A 22,541-nucleotide genomic window follows, 5' to 3' on the forward strand; every position below is an offset into this window, starting at 1 on the left:
TTCATCCATCGGGTATGCCGACAGCAAGCAGGTCTCTCCGAAGGTCCTCCAGGATTTTTGGGTTACGATACGGATCGATCAAGATGGTGCTCACGGTCGCACCGGGCCTTGCCGCCAGACACTGCCTGGCTACGTGAGCGGCGAGTTGCTCGTCGCCCATTCTCAAATGACACACCGCCAGAAACGCATAGGCCCAAAATGCATAGGCATTGAGATTCCGGTAGGAGGCTATCGCCTCAGGATACCGTCCGAGAACCAGGAGAACCTGTCCGCGTAGATCCCAGAACCAATCGTAATTCAGGGGATCACGGGCGATACAGACGTCCAGATCGGACAAAGCTTCCTCATGCCGACCGAGATAGCTCCAGCACAAGCCCCGTATTGCTCTCGCCCGGGTTTCGTTCGGATTAAGGTTCACACCCTGCTCGAGATGCAGCAACGCCTCCTCTAACTGTCCCATGAAGATGAGCGTGTGACCCACCGCTGTATGGCTCCATGCCTGTTTCGGTTCAAGTTTTAGAGCACGGCGACCGTGGGCAAGAGCGATCGTGAGCGTGTTCCCGTCCCCCTCAAGCAGCCATTTGCTTGTGAGTACGGTCGCCATCATTGCATGGATGGTAGCGACATTCGGGTCGAGCTCAATCGCCCTGGCAAGATAGGGCTCTGCTTCCAGAGTAGTGTCATAGCGAACCATCCGAACGCGAGCCTGAAGATACAGATCGTAGGCATCGAGCTGGGTGATCGGAAGGCGCCGTATCTTCTCCACACCCGAAGTTCGGATTGTGCCGACGACGGTGATAGCGACACTTCTGGCGATCTCCTCCTGGAGCTCAAAAATATCTGTCAGCTCCCGATCGAATCGATCGGCCCAGATTTGATTGCCGGATTTGGCCTCTATGAGTTGCGATGAGATCCTGACCCTGTCGCCGGCACGGCGAATGCTGCCCCGAAGCAGGTAGTCGACGGACAACTGCTTCGCGATGGTGACGGCGTCGACAATCTTTCCCTTGAACACAAAGGAGGAATTGCGCGCTATGAGATGAAGTTCGCCGAATCGTCCCAGTTCGGTGATGATGTCCTCGGTGACGCCGTCGCTGAAATATTCCTGGCTGGCGTCGCTGCTCATATTCTCGAATGCAAGAACTGCAACCACTGGTCCGCGGCTTGATGCGCCACCGGTTTGCGGTTTGGACGTCTCGTCCATGCTCTTGCGCAATAGCCGAAGCTCGTCACCTGGCTCCAGGTTCAGCTCGCGCTTCAGCAACAGCTTGCACGCCTCATAATGCTTGATGGCGAGCGCGGCCTGACCCAGGGCTATATGCGCCCGCATCAACGCGACATGTGACGGCTCCCGCAGCGGATCAAGAGCAACCAGCCGTTCGCAAATTGCAACGCGCTCGATGCCGCTCTCCGATTCTGCCAGAAGCTGGAACACATCGATTGCCCGCAAGGACAGGTCGGCACGGACTTCGCGAAGCCAATCCTCGAAAGCGTTGTCAAACGTGCTCAAGCCATCAAGAAAAGGGCCGGCATAGAGGGTGGCAGCCCGCCGAAGCTCGGCCGCATCACGGCTCGCGGATGCAGCGACGAATTCAGTCGCGTCGATGGTGAAGAACTTCGGATTGAGCGCGACACGATCCCCGACCAGGGCCAAGGCATCCGCTCCCAACTCGGCAAAGTCCTTGCGGATAGCGGCCAGGGCCTGCCGCAGACTGTCCCTTGCCTGCTCCTCGCCTCGATCGCTCCAAAGAAGAGCAGCCAGCTTGTGACGCGTCGCCTCCTGGTTCGGTGCTACGGCGAGAATGCCCAGAAGTGCTCTATTCTTCTTGGCGGCCACCTCCAAGGGTTTCCCCTGCGGCGACGTCAGGTGAAAACCACCCAGGAGATCGAGCCGCGCCGGGCTCATCGCGATGTACTCTGAATTTCTGCTTTTTCCGCGATATTCACGAGCTTTTCACAGGCATCTCACGCCCCGCATTCGATGTTGCCTCTCGCAACTAACAACATCCGAGAGGAAACTCCAATGTCCATCGTCACCGAGGTTTTGGGAAAGGCAGGTGAAACGCTCACGAACGAACTGCCGAAGTGGCGCAAGGTCCACCTTGGCCGATTTTTGTACAGCATAGCAGCGGCATATGCCTCTGCGACCTGGAAGGCCTACGGGGCGGCTACTGGCCTTGGTGCGAATAGTCCCGGACGTCGACCTGACGACGACGTCGGCAACTACTGAACTTCTTCGTCCCAACGCCGCGACGCAGACCTCATCCAAGCCATGATCGTCGGACCTTGTGGTTCAGAAGCATCGCTATAGGTTCGTATGGAAGACAACGTCACCCAGATCGTCGGCCCCGTCCTCACCCCCGCCGATCCAGCCTCGCCACCAGCCGGTCGCCGGCCCACTGGATGCCGCAGACCAGGATGATGAGCACGATCACCACGGCGATCATGACGCTAGTCTCGAAACGCTGGTAGCCGTAGCGGATGGCGAGATCGCCGAGCCCACCGGCGCCGATGGCGCCGGCCATCGCCGAGGCGCCGATCAGCGTCACCAGCGTCACCGTGAAACCGGCGACGATGCCGGGCAGGGCTTCGGGCACCAGCACCTCGCGGATGATCGTCCAACGATTGCCGCCCATGGCGCGCGCGGCCTCGATTAGCCCGCGGTCGACTTCGCGCAGCGACACTTCGGCGATGCGCGCATAGTAGGGCGTGGCGGCGATCGACAGCGGCACGATGGCCGCCCACGTGCCGATCGAGGTGCCGACGATCAGCCGCGTCACCGGGATCAGCGCCACCAGAAGGATGATGAAGGGCACCGAACGGAAGCCGTTGATGACGGCGCCGAGCGCGCGGTTCACCCATAGGCTTTCGGCGATGCCGCCGCGTTCGGTGGCGATCAGCGCCAGCCCCAGCGGCAGGCCGAAGACCAGCGAGATCAGGCCGGACGCGGCCGTCATCAGCACGGTTTCCCAGATCGAACGAAGCAGAAGCTCAAACAGGATTGGTGACATGGCCAAGCACCTCCACCCGCGCCTGGCGGGCCTTCAGGAATTTGATGACGGCGGCGAGATGGCTTGCATCGCTGCCAGGGACAGAAACGAACAGCGTCCCGACGGGCTGCTGCTGGATGTGGTCGATGCCGCCATGGATGAGGCGGAAGGGGCCTGGAACAGCAGTGGCGAGATCGGACAGCAATGGGCCGCGAGCCGCCTCGCCGGCCACGTCCACGCGCAGGACCGTCTCCGTGCCGGCCGACGGCAGCAGCCGGGCGGCCAGTTCGGCGGGCAGCTGCGGCCGGATGGCGCCGAGCAGGCTGCGTGTGATCTCGGAGCGCGGCTCGGCAAATACCGACCACACCGGCCCTTCCTCGACGATGCGGCCGGCATCGATCACTGCCACCCGGTCGGCGATCGAGCGGATCACCTCCATCTCGTGGGTGATCAGCAGGATGGTCAGTCCAAGCTGCCGGTTGATGTCTTTCAGCAGGGCGAGGATGGAGCGTGTCGTCTCCGGGTCGAGCGCCGAAGTGGCTTCGTCCGACAGCAGCAGCGCCGGCCGCGCCGCAAGCGCCCGGGCGATGCCGACGCGCTGCTTCTGGCCGCCCGATAGCGACGCCGGATAGGCCTTGGCCTTCTCCGACAGGCCGACGAGGTCAAGCAATTCGGCGGCGCGCTGCAGCCGCTCGGCCTTCGGCCGGCCCTCTATCTTCAGCGGCAGCGCCACATTGTCCTCGACCGTCTTGGCCGACAAAAGGTTGAAATGCTGGAAGATCATGCCGATGCGCCGCCGCAGCGGCTGCAGATCGCGCTCGCCGAGCCGGCTAATCTCGCGGCCTTCGATGAAGACTTCGCCGGAATCGGGCCGCTCCAGCCCGTTCAGGCAGCGGATCAGCGTCGATTTGCCGGCGCCGCTGCGGCCAATGATGCCGAGGATCTCGCCCTTGCGCACCGTCAGCGAGATGCCATCGAGTGCCGCTGTCGCGCCAAAACGGCGCTTCAGGTCGACAAGGCGCACCACGTCCTGCGGTGTTGCGCCCGGCTGGTCCGTGGTCTCGGCGGTTGCGGTAAAATGCTGGTTCATGCGCGGATCCCTAGAAATACAATTGCGGCCCGCGCGTTGCGCGGACCGCTTTCCCGGCAAAAGCAGGCATGTCAGCGCCCGCATATGCCTAGTAGGCGCTGAGGCCGGTGCCTTTGTAGACCTTGTCGAACTCGGCCTTCACCGCCTCGTTCTGATAGGACGCCACCAGCGTCTTCACCCAGGTCTCGTTCTCATTGCCGACCTTCACCGCGATGAAGTTGCGATAGGGATTGTCGGCGATGGGCTCCTGCGCGATGCGGTTTTCCGGCGTCAGGCCGCTTTTCAGCGCCCAGTCCGTGTTGACCACGGCGGCGTCGAGATCCTCGACCGAGCGGCCGACGATGCCGGCGTCGAGCTCCTTGATCACCACCTTTTTGGCGTTCTCGGCGATGTCGGCGGTGGTGGCCAGAATGCCGGTGCCGTCCTTCAGCTTGATCACGCCCTCGTTCTGCAGCACGCGCAGCGCCCGGCCTTCGTTGGACGGATCGTTCGGCACGCCGATGACCGCGCCTTCGGGCAGGTCGGCGACTTTGGTGTACTTCTTCGAGTAGAGACCGATCGGCCAGACGCCGGTATAGCCGACGCGGACGATGTGGTAGCCTTGTGTCTTGATCTGGTTGTCGAGATAGGGCTGGTGCTGGAAGGCGTTGGCGTCGATCTCGCCGCGCTCGAGCGCTTCGTTGGGCTGGGTATAGTCGTTGAACACCACGGTCTCGATGGTGAGGCCCTTTTCGGCCGCCTGCGCGACAACGACGCGCCAGACATCCTCGTCCTCGCCGCTGATGATGCCGACCTTGATCGCCTTCTTGTCCTCGGCGAACGACGCATGAGGCGCCATCAGGCTGCCGATGGCGACAGCCGATGCGAACAGCAGAGCAAGGCCACTGCGCCGGTTGAGGGTTGACCAAAGGGAAGATGGCAAAGTGTTTTTGGAGTCAGTCATGATTGATCTCTGCGGTTGTGAAGTCATGGCAGCCAGGCGGATTGCCGAGCCTTGAGCACATCGTCAGAAATTCTATCGATTTTATCAAAGAACGCGTTTCGCCGTTCTCGTCAAAGCCAGGAATATTCTCTCAAAAATTTCAGGAGAGTGAGCACAAGACGCCGCCGGACCGACCGCGGCGGGGCCTACAGTCGATCCCGGCGCGCCCTGAGAGGGAGGCAGATTCCAAGAGAACCGGCTGCCGCCGGTCTCAGAGAGCGATCCAGCCGGTCTTCAGGTCGAGATATTTCTCCAGCGCGTGCAGCGACTTGTCGCGGCCGAAGCCGGACTGCTTGACGCCGCCGAGCGGCACGGTGATGTCGGCGCCGCCATAGGTGTTGACGTGGACGACGCCGGCATTGATGGCGCGCACCATGCGATGCGCGGTGGAAAGGTTGGCTGTCCAGACCGCCGCCGCAAGTCCATAGACTGTCGAGTTGGCAAGCCGCACCGCCTCCTCCTCGGTCTCGAAGCGCATGACGCCGAGCACCGGACCGAACACCTCCTCGCGGGCAAGCTGCATGTCCTGCGTCACGTTTTCGAAGATCGTCGGTGCCATGTAGCTGCCGCCGGTCTCGGCAAGTATCCGTTCGCCGCCGGTGACCAGCCGGGCGCCTTCGGCTTGCGCCCGCTCGACGAAGCCGAGATTCTTGTCCAGCTGTTCGGAGCTCGACACCGCGCCGACGTCGCTTGAGAGATCGAGCGGATCGCCGACCTTCAGCCGCGTGGTCGCCAAGAGCAGCTCGCCCATGAAACGGTCATAGACGGATGCCTGGACGAGCAGGCGCGAGCCGGCGACACAAACCTGGCCGGAATTGCGGAAGATGCCATTGGCCGAGACGACCGCCGCCTGCTTCAGGTCCGGGGCGTCGGCAAAGACGATGTTGGGCGACTTGCCGCCGAGTTCGAGGAAGACCCGCTTCAAATTGGAACGCGCGGAATATTCGAGCAGCCGCCGGCCGACAGGCGCCGACCCGGTGAAGGCGATGGCGTCGACATCCATATGCAGGCCGAGCGCTTCACCGGTGACCGCGCCGCGCCCGGTGACGACGTTGAGCACACCGGCCGGAAGTCCGGCCTCGCTTGCCAATTCAGCCAGCCGCAGCAGCGTCAGCGAAGCGATCTCCGGCGGCTTGACCACCACGCAATTGCCGGCGGCGAGCGCGGGCGCGATCTTCCAGGCGCCGATCATCAGCGGAAAGTTCCACGGCATGATGACGCCGACGACGCCGAGCGGCTCCTTGTGGATCAGCCCGAGCACGTTCTCGGCCGTCGGCGCGATCTCGCCATAGATCTTGTCGATCGCCTCGGCATAGTAACGGATGGTGCCTGCCGCCGACAGCGGTTCGGCCTTGTAGGCCATGCCGATTTCGGTGCCGTTGTCGCGGACGCCGAGCACGGCCAGTTCGTCGGCATGCTTTTCGACCAGCTCGGCAAGTCTTGTCAGCACCTTCTTGCGGAAGGCGGGTGCCGAGCGCGACCACGAACCTTTCTCGAATGCCTTGCGCGCCGACCTGACGGCACGGTCGATGTCGGCGGCATTGCCGTCGGCTATGCTGGCGAAGGGACGGCCGTCGATCGGCGACGTCACCGGCAGGCTCGCGCCGCTCATGCCATCGATCTGTGCGCCATCGATGAACAGGCGCCGCGCCCCGATCTCCGTCTTGCGCAGCGCGTCGATGGCATTCTGGCTGATCATTGTCTTCTCACTTCAAGGAAACATGCAGTGGTGGGCGGCATGATGCGCCGCCCCCGCGCTCAGTCTTTCAACGGCTGACCGAGATTTTCGAAGGCGACCGGATCGCGGCTCTTCAGCGCGCTTGCCAGCAGCAATCCGACAATTGCAGCAATCAGCACCAACCCCGGCAGGAACACGCCAAGGAAGCCGCCGGCGCCTGACAGGCTGCCGAAATTGATGACGATCAGGTAGATGATGACGACGAAGGCGATGAAGGTCAGCCCGGGCAGGATGGTGGTCTTCAGCGCATTCTCCCGGGCGGCTGGATTGGCGCGGAAGAACATCACCACGGCGAGCGACGCCACCGCCATCATGACGATGACGCCGAGCGTTGCGACATTGGTCAGCCACGAAAACAGCGCCAGCACCGGATCGAGGCCGAGCACGGCGAACAGCCCGACGACGATTGCCGCCAGCGCGCTCTGGATGACTGACGCGACATGCGGGCTCTGATGCACCGAATGGGTCACGCCGATCGTCTGCGGCAGAAGCTTTTCGCGGCCCGAGACGTAGATGTAGCGGGCAACCGCATTGTGGAACGCCAGCACGCCGGCAAACAGGCTCGACACGAACAGGATGCTCATCGCATGCGACAGCATCGTTCCGGCGTAACGGTCGGACAGGCCGAACAGGAAGGTCGTCGGGTCCTGCAGTCCCTGCAGCGCCGGCAGCAGCTTGTCGACACCGGCGCCGACCGCCATCAGCCATGCCGTGAACATGTAGAAGACGCCGATCAGCAGCACGGAGAAATAGGTGGCGCGCGGAACCGTGACCTCGGGGTCGCGGGCTTCCTCGGCATAGATGGTCGTCGCCTCGAAACCGATGAAGGCGGCAAAGCAGAACAGGATGGCGATGGCCGGTGCACCTGATGTGATCTGGCTCCAGCTGAACGGCGCCGCCGACAGCCCGCTATCGCCGCCGGTCTTGAGGATGGCGATGTCGAGGACCAGCACCACCAGATATTCGCACAGGACCAGCACCGTTAGGATCTTGGCCGACAGGTCGACTTGGCGAAAGCCGAGCACGGCGACCAGCGCGATGGCGATGAAACTCCATACCCACCAGGGCAAATTGATGCCCCAGCCGGCAAACAATCCGGCCGTCGCCGCGCCGAGCAGGCCCATGACGCCGATCTGCATGGCATTGTAGGACAGGATGGCGATCAGCGCCGTGGCGCCGCCAGCCAGGCCGCCGAGTCCACGCGCCGCATAGGCGTAGAAGGCGCCGGCATTGCCGACGTGACGCGACATCGTCACATAGCCGACCGCAAACAAGAGCAGCAGGATGGTCACGATGAGATAGGTGCCGGCAAAGCCGGCGCCGTTGCCCATCAACATGCCGAGCGGTGTGCCGCCGGCTACCGCTGTAAGGGGTGCCGCCGCCGAAATCACCATGAAGGTGATGGCGCCGACGCCAAGACTGTTCTTGCGCAGCCTGTTGGCCGGCGCCCGCTCCGTAACTGCTGACATTGGTCCCTCCTGTGTGCGAACCCTTCGGTCCGCCGGCCAATCGGCCTGTTCCATCTGCTCTGGATATCGGTTCATTATTTGAACCCTTATTTCGAATATAGACTTGCAAACAAAGTCGATGCCTGTCAAGTTAATTCACACGTTAAATGATTAGTCGAAGGAGGCGAAGTTGGGTACGGTCGGCAAGGCGATCTCACTTCTGGAGCTGTTCACCGTCGACGAGCCCGAACTCGGGCTGTCGGATCTGGCGCGCCGGTCGGGCTTCGACAAGGCGACGACGCGACGGCTGCTGGTGGCGTTGACCGGCCATGGCTTCGTCGAACAGGATGCCGCCACGCGGCACTATCGCCTCGGCGCTGGCCTGTCGCGTCTGGCCCGCATCCGCGAGGCGCGCTTTCCCTTCCTGCAGACAGCGGTTCCCCTGGTGCGGGATCTCGCGGCGTCCACAGCCGAGACCGTGCATCTGTCGGAATTCGGCGTCGATGCGCTGGTCACCGTCCATGTCGAGCATCCGGCCTGGGCAAACCGGGTCAATATCGATATCGGCCAGCTTCTGCCGCTGCACTCCACCGCCTCCGGCATCGCCTATCTGGCCTTCGCCCGCGACGACACCGTCAAGGCATGCCTGACGGGCTCCCTCAAGGCCTTCACGACGCATACGTTGATCGATCCGGCCGCCATCTCCACATCCATCGCCGAGACGCGCGATCGCGGCTATTCGATCTGCGACCAGGGTTTCGAGGAAGGGGTGATCAGCGTCGCGGCTGCAATCCGCGCGGCGGACGGCTTTGCGCTCGGCACCATCGCGGTGGCCGCGCCGAATGCCAGGACGACGCCGGCGGCGATCGCGGAACGGGGACTTGCGGTGATGGCCGCGGCACGGGAGATTTCGATGCGCCTCAATGGCGAAAACCTGCAAACGCTGAGGAGGCAGGCGTGATGTCGGCAGAGACGGCAACAGTGCCCCGAATCCTCGTCATCGGCACCGGTGACACCAAGGCCGACGAGCTCGGGTTTATGAAGCAGTGCATCGAGGCATCGGGTGGCCGCGCGGTGATGATGGATGTCAGCGTGCTGGGCGACCCGCCGTACAGCCCGGATCACGACAAGCATGCCGTTGCCCGCGCCGTGGATGTGACGATCGCCGAGATCGTTTCGAGCGGCGACGAGAACACCGCCATGACGCTGATGGCCGGCGGCGCCGTGCAGCTGGCGCGCAAGCTTTATCAATCCGGCGAGATCGACGGCTTCATCGCCATCGGCGGCTCGATGGGAACCGACCTGGCGCTCGACGTGGCGCTTTGCCTGCCGCTCGGCGTGCCGAAAATCGTTGTCTCGACCATAGCCTATTCGCACCTCATCCCACCCGAACGCGTCGCGCCCGACCTGATGATGATCCTCTGGGCGGGTGGGCTTTATGGCCTCAACAGCATCTGCAAGGCGGTTCTCTCGCAGGCCTGCGGCGCGGTTGTCGGTGCGGCCAGGATCATGCTGGCGTCGCGCGCCACGGCTCCCGCCACCGGCCCAACCATCGGCATGACCTCGCTCGGCAGCAGCTGCCTGCGCTACATGAAGACGCTGAAGCCTGCGCTGGAGCAGCGTGGTTATGATGTCGCCGTCTTCCACACCACCGGAATGGGCGGCCGCGCCTTCGAATCGATTGCCGGGCAAGGCCATTTCTGCGCGGTGTTCGACTTCAGCCTGCAGGAAATCACCAACCATCTCGCCGGCTCCGTCGTCAGTTCCGGCATCGACCGGCTGGAGAATGCCGGCGCCCGCGGCATTCCGCAGATCGCGGCGCCCGGAGCCGTCGACATGGTCGACCTGCCGACCTGGCAGGAATTGCCGGCTAAATTTGCGCAACGCCCGTTCCACGCTCATAACAGGCTGATCGGTTCGGTCACCGTCGATGCCAACGATCGCCGCCAGGTCGCCAGGACCATCGCCGCCAAGCTCGGCGCGGCGAAAGGGCGCGCCGCCTTCATCCTGCCCTCCGGCGGCATCCAGGAATGGGACATGCCGGGCGAGCCGCTCTACGAGCCGGAGGCTCTCGCCGCCTTCGCCGACGAAATGCGCAAGGCCATGCCTGTTGGTGTGGAGTTCCACGAGATCGACGCCCACATCAACAGTGACGACTTCGTCGGCAAGGCGCTCGAGATCTTCGACCGATGGGTCGAGGAAGGCATTGTTCCGCGCGGTGCACCAGCCAAGGGAGAAGCCGCTTGAGCGTTCCTTTGGCCCAGGCGCTGGTCCTGGATTTCGGCGGTGTCGTCACCCGGACGCTGTTCGAGACCCATGCCTTGACCGAACTGGCGCTCGGCCTAAAGCTAGGCACGCTGCAATGGCGCGGGCCGTTCGATCCGGACAGCGATCCGCTCTGGCGCGCGATGCAGGCCGACGAGATCAGCGAGCGCGACTACTGGCGTACCCGCACAAGCGAAGTCGGCCGGCTCGTCGGCGAGGACTGGCAGGCGATGGAGACCTTCGTCCAGCGTGCGCGCGGCGCGGAGCCGCAAAAGGTGGTGCGGCCCGAGGCCGACAGCGCCATCCGCGCCGTCCACGCGGCGGGCTTTCGGCTGGCCATCCTGTCCAACGAGCTCGACCTCTTCTACGGCGCCGACTTCCGCCGGCGGCTGCCGCTGCTCGGCCTGTTCGACATCATAGTCGACGCCACCTATACCGGTATCCTCAAACCCGACCCTCGCGCCTATGCCTTCGTCACCGAGGCGCTCGGCCTGCCTGCCGAGTCTTGCGTCTTCGTCGACGACCAGCAGCGCAATGTCGATGGCGGTCGCGCTGCCGGCATGCACACCGTTCATTTCGACGTTGCACGGCCAGCACTTTCCTATGCCGAAGCCCTCGGCCATTTTGACCTCGTCCCAGCTGCCTAGACCATTTGCGGAGCCTGCCATGCGCGACATCAATTTCCTCACCGAGACAAACGCCAAGCCGATTTGGCATCCGATGGCGCATCCGGCCGAGATGCGGGCAAATCCGCCGAAGATCATCATGAAGGGCGAGGGGGTCACCGTCACCGACATCGATGGCAGAAGCGTGCTCGACGCCGTCGGCGGCCTGTGGAACGTCAATCTCGGCTACAGCTGCGACCCGATCAAAAAGGCAATCGCGGACCAGCTCACTGCGCTTCCCTACTATTCCGGCTTCCGCGGCACCTCGACCGGACCGTCGATTGAGCTCGCCTACGAGCTCAGTGAATGGTTCGAGCCGGAGGGCATGGTGCGGACCTTCTTCACCTCGGGCGGCTCGGACTCGGTCGAAACCGCGCTACGGCTGGCCCGGCAATACTGGAAGATTCGCGGCCAGGGCGACCGCACCAAATTCCTCGCGCTGAAGAAGGGCTACCACGGCACCCATTTCGGCGGCGCCTCGGTCAACGGCAACGCCAATTTCCGCCGCAACTACGAGCCGCTGCTGCCCGGTGTCTTCCACATCCCGGCGCCGTGGACCTTCCGCAACCCGTTCGACGAGACCGACCCGGCGCGGTTGGCGAAACTGTGCGCCAAGGCGCTGGAGGACGAGATCGCCTTCCAGGGCGGTGACACCATCGGCGCCTTCATCATGGAACCGGTTCTCGGCGCCGGCGGCGTCATCGTTCCGCATGAGAGCTTCATGCCGCTGGTGCGCGAGATCTGCGACCGCCACGAGATCCTTTTGATCGCCGACGAAGTGGTCACGGGCTTCGGCCGCTCGGGCGCATGGTCGGGCTCCAGGCTGTCGGGCGTGAAGCCGGATTTCATGACCATCGCCAAGGCGATCACCTCCGGCTATTTTCCGCTCGGCGCCACCCTGATCGGCGCAAAGGTTGCAGACGTTTTTGAAGCCGACAAAACCAGCTTCGGTTCGATCGGCCACGGCTACACCTATTCCGGCCATCCGGTCGGCTGCGCGGCCGGGCTGGCGGCGCTTGCCGAAACCAAACGGCTTCGCCTGAACGAGAACGCGGCCGCGCGGGGCATCGAACTGGCATCTGTGCTGGAAGGGCTGAAGGCCCGACACGCCATCGTCGGCGATGTCAGGTACAAGGGCCTGATGGCGGCGCTTGAACTGGTCTCGGATCGCGCCACCAAGAAGCCGACCGACAAGAAGACCATGGCCGTGGTTTCGGAGGCGGCCTACGAAGCCGGCGTCATGCTGCGCGTTTCGGGCAACAACATCATCCTGTCGCCGCCGCTGATCATCAGCGCCGCCGATGTTGTGAAGATCGGCGAAGCACTGGACGCAGGCCTGTCGAAGGTCTGACGCGGCTACAACGGAGTTTCGGAACGCAAATGGCTTATTCGCAGGAAAAAGTGGGGCAGCAAAATGAGGGTGCTGAGGCGCTGGTTAGCCGGCGTTCCCAGCTACTCGGCGCGAAATCGCAATTGTTCTATGACAAGCCCGTGCATCTGGTGCGCGGCGAAGGCGTCTGGCTCTATGACGCCGACGGCCGCAAATATCTCGATGCCTACAACAATGTCGCGCATGTCGGCCATTGCCATCCGCATGTAGTCGAGGCCCTGTGCCGGCAGGCAAGCCTGCTCAACACCCACACGCGCTATCTGCACACCGCCATCCTCGACTATGTCGAGCGGCTGACCGCGACTTTCGATGCCACCCTGTCCACCGCCATCCTCACCTGCACCGGCAGCGAAGCCAACGACATCGCGTTGCGCATGGCGCAGGCCGCCACCGGCCGCATGGGCATCATCGCCACCGACGCCACCTATCACGGCAACACGGCAGCGGTTTCGCAGCTCAGCACGCGCATGCCGCCGGTCGGTGGCCGCGCCCGCCATGTCAAGCTGGTGCCGGCGCCCGACAGCTATCGCCATCCGGATGCGATGGCCAACGGCAAGGCCTTTGGCGGCGCCGTGCGCGAAGCGATCGCCTCGCTCGAGCAGGACGGCATCGGCCTGTCCGGCATCATCCTGTGTCCGCTGCTCGCCAACGAAGGCTTTCCGGTGCTGCCGTCCGGATTCTTCGATGACGCGCTGCGCGCGGTGCGCGAAGCCGGCGGCCTGGTCATCGCCGACGAGGTGCAGCCGGGATTCGGCCGCACCGGCAGCCATTTCTGGGGCCATCAGCGCGCCGGCTTCGTTCCCGACATCGTCACCATGGGCAAGCCGATGGGCAACGGCCACCCGGTCGCCGCCGTGGTCACCACCAGGGAGATCCTGGCGACCTTCCGCGACGCTTTCCGCTACTTCAACACTTTTGGCGGCAACCCGGTATCCTGCGTGGTGGCGAATGCCGTTCTCGATGTTCTGGAGCAGGAAGATCTTGCCGCCAACGCACGCGATGTCGGCGCCTATGCGCAGGGCCTGCTGCGCCCGCTGGCCGAACGCCACGAATGCATCGGCGAGGTCAGGGGCGCCGGACTGTTTTTCGGCGCCGAGCTGGTTCACGACCGCAAGACGCGCGAGCCGGCATCAGACCTTGCCGAGCAAGTTGCCAACCGGATGCGCCATCGCGGTGTGCTGATGGGCAAGACCGGCATCCACGGCAATGTGCTGAAGATCCGTCCGCCCATGCCGTTTTCCCGCGACGATGCCGCCTTCCTGATCGGCACGCTCGACGAGGTGCTGGACGAAGTCGGCGGAGTGCCGGCGTGAACGCTGTTTCCGTACCGTCCGAACCGGAAGATGCCGCCACCGTCACTGAACTGGCGCGGCGCGCGCTCCAGCATTGGGGCATCCGCGTCGGTGAGCCAGAGCTGCTGAAATTCCGCGAGAACGCAGTGTTTCGGGTTCGCCTGCCGGATGGACAACCGGCAGCCATGCGCGTTCACCGGCTTGGCTATCATTCTGACGCCGCGCTGCGCTCGGAACTGCAATGGATGTCCTTCCTGCAGTCGGCCGGCGTCGCCACGCCGTCTCCGCTCGCGGCGCTGAGCGGCGACCTGTTCGTGCCGGTCGATACCGGCACATCGGCGCCGCCTCGCCAGGTCGACTGTCTCAGCTGGCTGGAAGGCCGCGCCGTTGGGGCGCGAGGCGTGCCGCTGGATTACACGCCCGAGCAGGCAAGGCAGGTCTTCACCGCGATCGGGCGAACCATCGCGCATATGCACAATGTCACCGCCGCCTGGACGCCGCCCGCCGGCTTTACCCGCCATGCCTGGGATTTCGACGGCTTCTTCGGCCCGGCCCCGACCTGGGGCCGCTTCGAGACCTCGCCCTTCCTCGACCGTCTTCGCCGCGAGCTGGTTTTCCAGGCGCGGGACAAGGCCGTGAAGGCGCTCTCGGAGCATGAACGCAGCGCCCGTAATTTCGGCATCATCCATGCCGATCTGGTGCGCGAGAACGTGCTCGTCCACGACGGCGCGATCCGCATCATCGATTTCGACGATTGCGGCTATGGCTGGCACATGTACGATCTTGCCGTTGCCCTCTACCAGAACCGCGAGGAGGCGATCCATCCGCTGATCGAGGCCGCCCTGCTCGACGGTTATCGGCAGTTGCGGGGACTGACGGCGCAGGACATCGCCGCACTGCCGCTGTTTTCAGCGTTGCGCGCTTTCGCCTTCCTCGGCTGGGTGCAGAGCCGCGTCGAAGGCGACATCACCAGGGATGTCGGCATGCGCATGTCGGCCATCGCAGCCGATGTGGTGATCGACTATCTGCATGGTGAGTGACCGGCGCTGGCCTGCCGGTCAGGCGAAGTGAATGCTGACCGTGCCTGAACTGCCGAAATCGGCGACGATGGTGTCTCCGGGCCGCGCCTCGACTGGCCGCACGAAGGACCCCGAGAGAACCACCTCGCCGGCCGCGATCGACATGCCGTAACGGGCGAGCCTGTCCGCCAGCCAGGCAATGCCCATCGCCGGATGGTTGAGCACGCCGGCGCCAAGCCCGGTCTCCTCGACCTCGGCATTGCGCGAGACGATGGCGCCGATCCAACGCATGTCGGCTTCATCGGGTCGTTGCGGCCGCCCGCCGATGACGATGCCGGCATTGGCGGCATTGTCGGAAATCGTGTCGAAGAAGGTGCGCGTCTTCTTCGTCTCCGCATTGACGCGCTCGATGCGCGTGTCGAGGATTTCGAGCGCCGGCGTGATGTAGTCGGTGGCGTTGAGCACGTCGAAGAGGGTCACGCCGGGACCATTGAGCGGCGCTTTCATGACGAAGGCGATCTCGGCCTCGACACGCGGCTGGATGAAGCGGCCGGCGGGAATCGTCGCACCGTCGTTGAAGAACATGTCGTCGAACAGCACGCCCGAATCCGGCGTGTCGATGGCCAGCGCATACTGCATCGCCTTGGAGGTCAGGCCGATCTTCCAGCCCTTCGGTTTCAGCCCGGCATCGATCTTGCGCGTCACCAGAGCGGCCTGCACGCGATAGGCGTCCTCCATCGTCGCCTCGGGGAAGTCGAGGCTGAGCAGCCGGATCTGGCGGCGCGAACGCTCGGCCTCGAACAGCCGGTTGGCGGCGTCTTCCACTTGCTCCGGGGTCATGTCGCTGCCTCGTCGACGACGCTGTTGTGCAACACGCCGATGCCGTCTGCCTCGACCTCGATCACGTCGCCCGGATTCAGCCAGACCGGCGGGTCGAAGCGCGCGCCGGCACCGGTCGGCGTGCCGGTGACGATGATATCGCCAGGCACCAGCGTGGTGAAGGTCGAGATGTAGGCGATGATCTTGCGGAAGGAAAAGATCATGCGGCTGGTGCGGTCCTGCTGGCGCAGCTCGCCATTGACCCGGGTGGAAAGCGTAATGTCGGCGATCTGCGCCTCGTCCGTGAACGGCACCAGCCAGGGACCGATCGAGCCGCTGCGGTCGAAATTCTTGCCTTGCGTGACGTTGAACTTGGCATGGCGCACCCAGTCGCGGATGGTGCCTTCGTTGCACAGCGAGAGTGCAGCAATGTGGCCGAGCGCGTCGGTCTCCGCGATGCGCCGGCCGCCCTTGCCGATGACGATGGCGATCTCGCCCTCATAGTCGAGCTGAGGGGATTCCGGCGGCCGCACCAGCGGCGCGCCATGGCCGACGAAAGAGCGGGGGAAGCGGATGAACAGCGACGGATTGGCCGGCGCCGCATGCCCGTCCTTGTACTCCTCGTTGCGGTCCGGATAGTTGACGCCGACGCAGATGATCTTTTCCGGCGACGGGACAGGGATGTCGTAGGCGATGGCGTCGAGCGCGAAATCGGCGGCCAAGGCCTCGGCCTCCTCCGCCAGCCGCCGCAGGGCGCCGGCCTCGATCACTTCGCGCAGCGTCGGCCACTGGCCGTAGCGGGCCGACAGGTCAACGACGCCCTTGCCGGTGATCGCGCCATACCGTGCCTTGCCGCCGACGGTGAAGGTGGCGAGCCTTGCGGGGCTCATGCCGGGACTCCGCCGGTGGTCTTGGTGGATGTGGGCGAGGTTGATGCTCTACGGCGCCCCCCTCTGTCCTGCCGGACATCTCCCCCTCTAGGGGGGAGATTGGCAGTTCGTGCGGCTACCGCTCTTCTTGCAGCGTTGAAAATTGGCAAAGGCAGAGGTGACATCCAATCTCCCCCCTTGAGGGGGAGATGTCCGGCAGGACAGAGGGGGGCGCGAAGGAACGCAGACATCATTTTCGAAACACTCATGGCGCGATGATCGGCGAAGCCGTTAGATCCGGCTGGCGCGCCGCAACCCCGGCAAAGCTGCTACCCTCCTCGAACCAGCTTTTGGGTGCTGGCGCACCCCACAGCGTCTGCCGCTGCGGGTCCTTGAGGTCCCATTTGATCGGCTCGAGGTCCGGGTCGACCGTCTGGTAGTCCGAACAGTAGATCTCGATGCGGTGGTTGTCGGGGTCTCTGATATAGAGGAAGAAGGCGTTGGAAATGCCGTGTCGGCCGGGGCCGCGTTCGATGTTTGGCAGGTAACCGGTCGTCGCCATCAGGTCGAGCAGGTCGATGATGTTGAGCGGCGTCGGCACCCAGAAGGCGACGTGGTGCAGGCGCGGCCCGATGCCGTTGGTGAAGGCGATGTCGTGGACGCCGCCCTTGCGGTGCGTCCACGCCGCCCACAGCTTTCCGCTGCTCGCATCCTCTGTGTATTCGGTGACGCGGAAGCCGAGCTCGTTGTAGAAGGCGACGGACTCGTCGACATTGGGCGAGAAACAGTTGAAGTGATCGATGCGCAGCGGCTTGACGCCGTGATAGAGCGCATATTTCTGATGGATCGGCGGCAGCCGCTCCATCTGAGCGTAGAATTCGAGCGGAATGCCGTGCGGATCGCGGGTGCGGAAGGTGCGCGACTGGTAGGGCCGCTCGACCCATTCCACCGGCAGGCCTTTTCCTCCAAAGAAATGCTCGGCCTTGTCGAGATCCTCCTCGGAGAACAGCTTGAAGCCGAGGTCGCGCGCTTCGGCCGTAGGGGCCTTCTTCAGCACGATGCAATGGTGCCCGCGCTCCTCCAATGCCCTGAGATAGATGGTATCGGCGGTCTCGTCGGTGACCTGCAGGCCGAGTGTGTCGACATAGAAGGCGCGGGACCTGGCGAGGTCGGTGACGGCCAGTTCGACATGGCTGAGGCGCACGATGTTGAATTCAGGGTATAGATTGGGCTTGGGCAAGGGCATTTCTGATCTCCTCCGGTCAGCCGCCGAGTTTCGGGATCGCGTGCGCGGTCGTGGCGAAGGCTATGTTCTTCGTCTCCATGTAGAAGTCGAAGGAATGGTCGCCGCCGTCGCGGCCGATGCCGGAATTCTTGACGCCGCCGAACGGCGTCGGCAAATGGCGCACATTCTCCGAATTGACCCAGATCATGCCGGCGTCCAGCGCGTCGGTGAAGCGGAAGGCGCGGGTGACGTCCGACGTCCAGAGATAGCCGGTCAGGCCGTATTGCGTGTCGTTGGCCAGCGCCAGCGCTTCCGCCTCGTCCTTGAAGGAAATGGCGGTCAGCACCGGCCCGAAGATCTCTTCCTGGGCAATGCGCATCCTGTTGGTGGCGCCGATGAACAGCGTCGGGCTGACATAGCAGCCGTCGCCCGGGCCGGCGAACTTGCCGCCGCCGGCAGCGACCACCGCGCCTTCCGATTTGCCGATCTCGATATAGGAGAGCACCTTTTCCTCGTGCACCGGATGGATCAGCGGGCCGACCACCGTTGCGGGGTCCAGGGGATGGCCGATCTTGATGCGCTTTGCCTTCTCCGCCACCAGATCGGTGAATTCGTCGTAGACCGAGGCTTCGATCAGCAGCCGTGACGAGGAGGTGCAGCGTTCACCGTTCAGCGAATAGATCATGAAGACGGCGGCGTCCGCCGCGCGCTCCAGGTCGGCGTCGGCGAAGACGATCACCGGATTCTTGCCGCCAAGCTCGAAATGGACGCGCTTCAGCGTGTCGGCGCCTTGGCGCATGATCATCGAGCCGGTGCGGCTTTCGCCGACGAAGCCGATCGCTTTGATGTCGGGATGCTCGGTCAGCGCCTTGCCGGCGTGCTCGCCGAGGCCGTTGACGAGGTTCCACACACCTTTCGGCAGGCCAGCTTCTTCGGCGATCTCGACCAGCAGGCGGGCTGTCAGCGGCGAGAACTCAGCCGGCTTATGAACCACGGTGCAGCCGGCGGCCAGTGCCGGCGCGATCTTCCAGGTCGACAGCATGAACGGCGTGTTCCACGGCGTGATGATGCCGACCGGGCCGATCGGCACCCGAGTGGTCATATTGATCTGGCCTGTGGTCCGCAGCGTCTCGCCGTCGCGCGCCTCTGGCGCACGGTCGGCGAAGAAGCGGAAATTCTCGGCACCGCGCAACGCCGCCTTGGCCATGAACTTCAGCGCCTGGCCGGTGTCCATGCATTCGACGAAGGCAATCTCCTCGGCGCGTGCCTCGATGGCGTCGGCTATTTTGTGCAGCAGCTTCTTGCGCGCTTCGCCCGGCATCGCGGCCCAGGCCGGAAACGCCGCCTTCGCCGCCTTGGCGGCGCGGTCGATGTCGGCGGCACCGCCGCGCGCGACTTTGGCCAGCGGCTTGAGGTCGACCGGCGACAGCGTTTCGAACGTCGTGCCGTCGAGCGCCGGCACCGCTTCGCCGCCGATCTGGTTCAGCACGCCATCGCGCTTGAAACGGGCCAGATAGGCCTCGGCCTTCTTCAGATTGCCTTGCAGGTCGGACATCTTAGCTTCCGTCACTTGCCGCGCAGTCGCGGGTGGATTGCGTTCTTCTTCCAGCTCAGCACCGGGTCGATTTCCCGGATCTCGAGCGACAGGGCGAAATGCGGTGTCTCGAACAGCGCGGCAAGGTGCTCGCTCACCGCCGCGAAGACGGCTTCGCCGGTCCGCTTCTTCTCCTCGGCGCTGCGCCCGATTCCGATGCGAAACGACATATCGAGGAAAGCGTTTTCCGTCAGCCTGTCGGCCACCGCATAGGCTTCGGCGCGAAAAGCCCGCACCCGCACGGCGCCGGTTTCGAACAGCCCGGTATCCAGCACGGCGCGCAACACCAGTGCGCATAACTCGCCCATATCGACCTTGGCATCGAGATTGGCCGAATACTCGATGGAGAAGTGCGGCACCGCGTTTCGCTCCCCAATCACTTGTCTTGTTGTAGTTAACGCGTTAATTACATGAGGCGCCCATGAAGTCAAGTCTTGCATCGGCCTTGGCGCAACGATACGGGGATGGCTGGAACGGGCTTTCGGTGGGCGGATTCGGCTAAAGGAAGGCCTGTTTTCGATCGCAAGCCAGCGTGGGAGGCTTTTTTTCTTGCTGCCTGAAAACACCCGTCGTTCCCTGCCAATGGCGCTCCTGCACGCCCGCGAAGTGGTGATGGCGCGTTTTCGTCCGATGCTCGCGGCCCACGATGTGACCGAACAGCAATGGCGCGTGCTGCGCGTGCTGAGCGAAGCCGGCCCGGTCGAGGCGACCGAGCTTGCCGATCGCGCATCGGTGTTGCCGCCCAGCCTGACGCGCATCATCAAGGCGCTCGAGGGGCGCAGGTTCATAACCCGCAACAAGGCCGAAGGCGACGGCCGCCGTGTCGTGCTGACAATCGCCCCGGCCGGATCCGCCCTGATCGATGCGCTTTCACCCGAGCGTCGCATCATCTATGACGACATCGAACAGCGCTTCGGCCACGACAGGCTGGAAACGCTGCTCGATCTCCTGGAAAACCTCATCGACGGCGAGAGCTGACCGTTCGGTCCGGGCGGCATCGCTTGGGCTCACCCGCCAAAGCTGCCAAGCCGCGTCGGCTGCGTGTAGTTGCGGTCGACATAGAGCAGCGCCGAGCCGCCGCTGCCATGCCGGACATCGATGACCCGGCCGATCATGACGTTATGCGTGCCGACGATATGCACATCCTCGATCTCGCAATCGAAATTGACGATCGCATCCGACAGTGCCGGCGTGCCGGAAGTAAGCGTCTGCCAACGTGCCGCCGAATAGCGCGCTTCCATGTCCCTGGTCGCGCCGGCGAACTTTCCCGCAAGATGCATGTGGTCGTGCGTCAGCACGTTGACGCAGAAGCGCCGGTTGGACAGGAACATGGCGGCCTGCGTCGAGCGGCCGTTCATGCACACCAGCAGCGTCGGCGGCTCGTCCGAGACGCTGCACATGGCGGTGGCGGTGAAGCCGCCGCGTCCGGCCGGGCCGTCAGTGGTGACGATGTTGACCGGCGCGCAGACCCTCGCCATGGCGTCGCGGAAATCGGCTTTCGAAATCTGCGTGGCCATCTGGGTTCACTCAGCCGACGAAGCAAGCGGATTGAACCAGGTATCTCCCGTCCAGCCGTTCTCGTCATAGTCGGCCATGCAGGTGTCGACCAGCTCTTCCATCGCCTTCAGCCGCCCGCCGCGTTCGGCGCCCTTCAGCACCTGCAGCCGCACCTCTTCCGGCGCCCCGGCATAGTTGAGCTCGTAGAGTGCGTGGCGGCCGCCGAATTCGGTGCCGGTCGCGTCCCACAACAGCTTCATAATCTTGATGCGCTCGATATGGCCCATGTCGTTCGAGCCGCGCACATACTGCGCCAGATATTTGTCGATCTCGGGATTGTTGAAGTCGCGCACCGAGGACGGCAGGTAGATCAGCCCCGAGGCGATCACCCGGCGCACGGTGTCGATGACGCGCGGATAGGCTTCCGACATGAAGGTCCGGTAGGCAAGGGCCGCCTCCAGATTGGGCAGCACCGCGCCGTTCGCCCACGGGATCGGGTTGTACGCCATGGCATTGGAAAAGCTCCAGAACATGTGACGCAGCGCGATGACCTCGCCCAGCGCTGCCTGGTTGCCGCGGAAGGCATCGCCACCGGTGGCGCGCAGCGCCTTCGCCAGCAGGCCGGCGAGGAAGTCGAGCTTGACGGCAAACCGCGTGCAGCCCTGGAAGCAATAGCCGTGCATGAAGCCGGAAGCCGGATGGAATGACAGGATTTTCTGCGCGTCGCGCAGCACCAGCACGTCCTCCCAGGGGATGAAGACATTGTCGAGCACCAGGATCGCGTCGTTTTCGTCGAAGCGCGACGACAGCGGATAGTCGAAGGGTGCTGCAACGGTATTGGCCGTCTGCTCGTAGGAGACGCGGCAAAACATCTTTATCCCCGGCGCGTTCATCGGCACGATGAACATCACCGACAGCGACGGATCCTCGGTGACCGTCGCCGAACCCTGCGCCAGGAAATTGTAGTGGGTCAGCGCCGAGGACGTCGCCACCACCTTGGCGCCGGACACGGTGATGCCGGCATCGGTTTCCCCAGTGATGTGTACGAAGACGTCCTTCACCTGTTCGGCCGGCTTGTGGCGGTCGATCGGCGGATTGACGATGGCGTGGTTCATGAACAGCGCCGCCTCCTGGGCGCGCTTGTGCCAGGACAGCGCGTTGTCCTTGAACGGCCCGTACCAGTCGGCATTGGCGCCAAGCGTGTTCATCAGCGCCGCCTTGTAATCGGGTGTGCGCCCCATCCAGCCATAGGACATGCGCGACCACTGGGCGATAGCTGCTTGCTGGTCGACAAGCTCGGCGGAAGACTTGGCGACGCGGAAATATTTGTGGGTGTAGCCGCCCGAACCGGTGTCGGTTGGCGAGGTCAGCGCGTCTTGCTGCTTGGTGTCATGCAGGGCATCATAAAGGCGCGCCAGCGACCGCGCCGAATTGCGCATCGCCGGATGCGTGGTGACATCGGCGATGCGTTCGCCGTTGATGTAGACCTCGCGGCCGTCGCGCAGGCTGGCCAGATATTCGGCCCCGGTGAACGGACGCCCCTTGTCGGCACGGAAGTCTTCTGAGCGCATGATGTTCCTCCACTTGCGTGACGACTGTAGCGCCTGGGCCGGGGATCGGTTATGGACGGAACCACAAAACTGATTGGACTTTTTCCG

General features: G+C 63.9%; 21 protein-coding genes. 8 read left to right on the plus strand and 13 right to left on the minus strand.

Annotated features, from left to right (window positions below):
- Nucleotide 1: 1 nt before the first annotated feature.
- The gene (locus AC1D08_RS00815) at nt 2–1,906 is read right to left on the minus strand and encodes a BTAD domain-containing putative transcriptional regulator (protein WP_477422397.1); all 1,905 of its coding nucleotides are present in this window, start codon (nt 1,904–1,906) and stop codon (nt 2–4) included.
- A gap of 117 nt (nt 1,907–2,023) precedes the next feature.
- Here AC1D08_RS00815 and AC1D08_RS00820 point away from each other — a divergent pair, with 117 nt between their 5' ends.
- Nucleotides 2,024–2,230 (plus strand): hypothetical protein, encoded by a 207-nt coding sequence (locus tag AC1D08_RS00820; protein ID WP_457151789.1) that lies wholly within the window; start codon nt 2,024–2,026, stop codon nt 2,228–2,230.
- 124 nt (nt 2,231–2,354) lie between these two features.
- On the opposite strand, the gene AC1D08_RS00825 is transcribed toward AC1D08_RS00820, so the two are convergent.
- From AC1D08_RS00825 to AC1D08_RS00845, 5 genes are all read right to left on the minus strand, one after another.
- Nucleotides 2,355–3,011, minus strand: a complete 657-nt coding sequence (locus AC1D08_RS00825) for a methionine ABC transporter permease (protein WP_127266743.1) — start codon at nt 3,009–3,011, stop codon at nt 2,355–2,357.
- The gene (locus AC1D08_RS00830; RefSeq protein WP_457151790.1) at nt 2,992–4,080 is read right to left on the minus strand and encodes a methionine ABC transporter ATP-binding protein; all 1,089 of its coding nucleotides are present in this window, start codon (nt 4,078–4,080) and stop codon (nt 2,992–2,994) included. Before AC1D08_RS00830 ends, AC1D08_RS00825 begins: the two co-directional genes overlap by 20 nt.
- An 88-nt stretch (nt 4,081–4,168) precedes the next feature.
- Entirely contained in the window at nt 4,169–5,023 is an 855-nt protein-coding gene (locus AC1D08_RS00835) for a MetQ/NlpA family lipoprotein (protein ID WP_457151791.1), read from the minus strand.
- Nucleotides 5,024–5,273: 250 nt separating this feature from the next.
- The gene (locus AC1D08_RS00840; protein WP_457151792.1) at nt 5,274–6,761 is read right to left on the minus strand and encodes an aldehyde dehydrogenase; all 1,488 of its coding nucleotides are present in this window, start codon (nt 6,759–6,761) and stop codon (nt 5,274–5,276) included.
- Between the two features lie 59 nt (nt 6,762–6,820).
- Nucleotides 6,821–8,269: an APC family permease gene (locus AC1D08_RS00845; RefSeq protein WP_477422400.1), complete on the minus strand. Its 1,449-nt coding sequence runs from the start codon at nt 8,267–8,269 to the stop codon at nt 6,821–6,823.
- 169 nt (nt 8,270–8,438) lie between these two features.
- Here AC1D08_RS00845 and AC1D08_RS00850 point away from each other — a divergent pair, with 169 nt between their 5' ends.
- Genes AC1D08_RS00850 through AC1D08_RS00875 form a run of 6 tightly spaced genes read left to right on the plus strand, consistent with a single transcriptional unit; the run spans nt 8,439 to nt 14,900 of the window.
- Complete coding sequence (locus AC1D08_RS00850; RefSeq protein WP_457151794.1) at nt 8,439–9,209, plus strand: IclR family transcriptional regulator; 771 nt, start codon at nt 8,439–8,441, stop codon at nt 9,207–9,209.
- The gene (locus AC1D08_RS00855; RefSeq protein ID WP_457151795.1) at nt 9,209–10,495 is read left to right on the plus strand and encodes a Tm-1-like ATP-binding domain-containing protein; all 1,287 of its coding nucleotides are present in this window, start codon (nt 9,209–9,211) and stop codon (nt 10,493–10,495) included. The genes AC1D08_RS00850 and AC1D08_RS00855 overlap by 1 nt, the downstream gene beginning before the upstream one ends.
- Nucleotides 10,496–10,503: 8 nt before the next feature.
- Nucleotides 10,504–11,160, plus strand: a complete 657-nt coding sequence (locus AC1D08_RS00860; RefSeq protein WP_457151801.1) for an HAD-IA family hydrolase — start codon at nt 10,504–10,506, stop codon at nt 11,158–11,160.
- 19 nt (nt 11,161–11,179) lie between these two features.
- A complete protein-coding gene (locus AC1D08_RS00865; protein ID WP_457151796.1) occupies nt 11,180–12,529 on the plus strand; it encodes an aminotransferase class III-fold pyridoxal phosphate-dependent enzyme in 1,350 nt (449 codons plus the stop codon).
- Between the two features lie 29 nt (nt 12,530–12,558).
- On the plus strand, nt 12,559–13,881 hold the full coding sequence (locus AC1D08_RS00870) for an aminotransferase class III-fold pyridoxal phosphate-dependent enzyme (protein ID WP_457151797.1): 1,323 nt from the start codon (nt 12,559–12,561) through the stop codon (nt 13,879–13,881).
- On the plus strand, nt 13,878–14,900 hold the full coding sequence (locus tag AC1D08_RS00875; protein WP_457151798.1) for a phosphotransferase enzyme family protein: 1,023 nt from the start codon (nt 13,878–13,880) through the stop codon (nt 14,898–14,900). Before AC1D08_RS00870 ends, AC1D08_RS00875 begins: the two co-directional genes overlap by 4 nt.
- A gap of 18 nt (nt 14,901–14,918) precedes the next feature.
- Here AC1D08_RS00875 and hpaH read toward each other — a convergent pair whose 3' ends face one another.
- The 5 genes from hpaH to AC1D08_RS00900 all read right to left on the minus strand — a co-directional run bounded on the left by hpaH (nt 14,919) and on the right by AC1D08_RS00900 (nt 19,745).
- Nucleotides 14,919–15,719, minus strand: coding sequence for a 2-oxo-hept-4-ene-1,7-dioate hydratase (hpaH, locus tag AC1D08_RS00880; RefSeq protein ID WP_457151799.1), 801 nt, complete (start codon nt 15,717–15,719; stop codon nt 14,919–14,921).
- A complete protein-coding gene (locus tag AC1D08_RS00885; protein ID WP_457151800.1) occupies nt 15,716–16,588 on the minus strand; it encodes a fumarylacetoacetate hydrolase family protein in 873 nt (290 codons plus the stop codon). Before AC1D08_RS00885 ends, hpaH begins: the two co-directional genes overlap by 4 nt.
- Before the next feature lie 244 nt (nt 16,589–16,832).
- Nucleotides 16,833–17,813, minus strand: a complete 981-nt coding sequence (gene hpaD, locus AC1D08_RS00890; RefSeq protein WP_477422404.1) for a 3,4-dihydroxyphenylacetate 2,3-dioxygenase — start codon at nt 17,811–17,813, stop codon at nt 16,833–16,835.
- A 16-nt stretch (nt 17,814–17,829) separates the two neighbouring features.
- Complete coding sequence (gene hpaE, locus AC1D08_RS00895; protein ID WP_477422406.1) at nt 17,830–19,347, minus strand: 5-carboxymethyl-2-hydroxymuconate semialdehyde dehydrogenase; 1,518 nt, start codon at nt 19,345–19,347, stop codon at nt 17,830–17,832.
- Nucleotides 19,348–19,358: 11 nt separating this feature from the next.
- On the minus strand, nt 19,359–19,745 hold the full coding sequence (locus tag AC1D08_RS00900; protein WP_457151095.1) for a 5-carboxymethyl-2-hydroxymuconate Delta-isomerase: 387 nt from the start codon (nt 19,743–19,745) through the stop codon (nt 19,359–19,361).
- 223 nt (nt 19,746–19,968) lie between these two features.
- Between AC1D08_RS00900 and hpaR the strand changes: the two genes are divergently transcribed.
- A complete protein-coding gene (hpaR, locus tag AC1D08_RS00905; protein ID WP_457151107.1) occupies nt 19,969–20,364 on the plus strand; it encodes a homoprotocatechuate degradation operon regulator HpaR in 396 nt (131 codons plus the stop codon).
- Nucleotides 20,365–20,393: 29 nt separating this feature from the next.
- Here the strand turns inward: hpaR and AC1D08_RS00910 are convergent, their stop codons facing one another.
- A complete protein-coding gene (locus AC1D08_RS00910) occupies nt 20,394–20,903 on the minus strand; it encodes a flavin reductase (protein WP_095083603.1) in 510 nt (169 codons plus the stop codon).
- Nucleotides 20,904–20,909: 6 nt separating this feature from the next.
- On the minus strand, nt 20,910–22,454 hold the full coding sequence (locus AC1D08_RS00915) for a 4-hydroxyphenylacetate 3-hydroxylase N-terminal domain-containing protein (protein WP_457151096.1): 1,545 nt from the start codon (nt 22,452–22,454) through the stop codon (nt 20,910–20,912).
- Nucleotides 22,455–22,541: the final 87 nt, after the last annotated feature.

This window comes from Mesorhizobium sp. P2_E6, assembly GCF_056403835.1.

Bases quoted from the DNA above. Each gene is read 5' to 3' on its own strand.
- AC1D08_RS00815 (WP_477422397.1), bottom strand. From the start codon at position 1,906: ATGAGCCCGGCGCGGCTCGATCTCCTGGGTGGTTTTCACCTGACGTCG.
- AC1D08_RS00820 (WP_457151789.1), top strand. From the start codon at position 2,024: ATGTCCATCGTCACCGAGGTTTTGGGAAAGGCAGGTGAAACGCTCACG.
- AC1D08_RS00825 (WP_127266743.1), bottom strand. From the start codon at position 3,011: ATGTCACCAATCCTGTTTGAGCTTCTGCTTCGTTCGATCTGGGAAACC.
- AC1D08_RS00830 (WP_457151790.1), bottom strand. From the start codon at position 4,080: ATGAACCAGCATTTTACCGCAACCGCCGAGACCACGGACCAGCCGGGC.
- AC1D08_RS00835 (WP_457151791.1), bottom strand. From the start codon at position 5,023: ATGACTGACTCCAAAAACACTTTGCCATCTTCCCTTTGGTCAACCCTC.
- AC1D08_RS00840 (WP_457151792.1), bottom strand. From the start codon at position 6,761: ATGATCAGCCAGAATGCCATCGACGCGCTGCGCAAGACGGAGATCGGG.
- AC1D08_RS00845 (WP_477422400.1), bottom strand. From the start codon at position 8,269: ATGTCAGCAGTTACGGAGCGGGCGCCGGCCAACAGGCTGCGCAAGAAC.
- AC1D08_RS00855 (WP_457151795.1), top strand. From the start codon at position 9,209: ATGTCGGCAGAGACGGCAACAGTGCCCCGAATCCTCGTCATCGGCACC.
- AC1D08_RS00865 (WP_457151796.1), top strand. From the start codon at position 11,180: ATGCGCGACATCAATTTCCTCACCGAGACAAACGCCAAGCCGATTTGG.
- AC1D08_RS00870 (WP_457151797.1), top strand. From the start codon at position 12,559: ATGGCTTATTCGCAGGAAAAAGTGGGGCAGCAAAATGAGGGTGCTGAG.
- hpaH (WP_457151799.1), bottom strand. From the start codon at position 15,719: ATGACCCCGGAGCAAGTGGAAGACGCCGCCAACCGGCTGTTCGAGGCC.
- AC1D08_RS00885 (WP_457151800.1), bottom strand. From the start codon at position 16,588: ATGAGCCCCGCAAGGCTCGCCACCTTCACCGTCGGCGGCAAGGCACGG.
- hpaD (WP_477422404.1), bottom strand. From the start codon at position 17,813: ATGCCCTTGCCCAAGCCCAATCTATACCCTGAATTCAACATCGTGCGC.
- hpaE (WP_477422406.1), bottom strand. From the start codon at position 19,347: ATGTCCGACCTGCAAGGCAATCTGAAGAAGGCCGAGGCCTATCTGGCC.
- hpaR (WP_457151107.1), top strand. From the start codon at position 19,969: ATGGCGCTCCTGCACGCCCGCGAAGTGGTGATGGCGCGTTTTCGTCCG.
- AC1D08_RS00910 (WP_095083603.1), bottom strand. From the start codon at position 20,903: ATGGCCACGCAGATTTCGAAAGCCGATTTCCGCGACGCCATGGCGAGG.
- AC1D08_RS00915 (WP_457151096.1), bottom strand. From the start codon at position 22,454: ATGCGCTCAGAAGACTTCCGTGCCGACAAGGGGCGTCCGTTCACCGGG.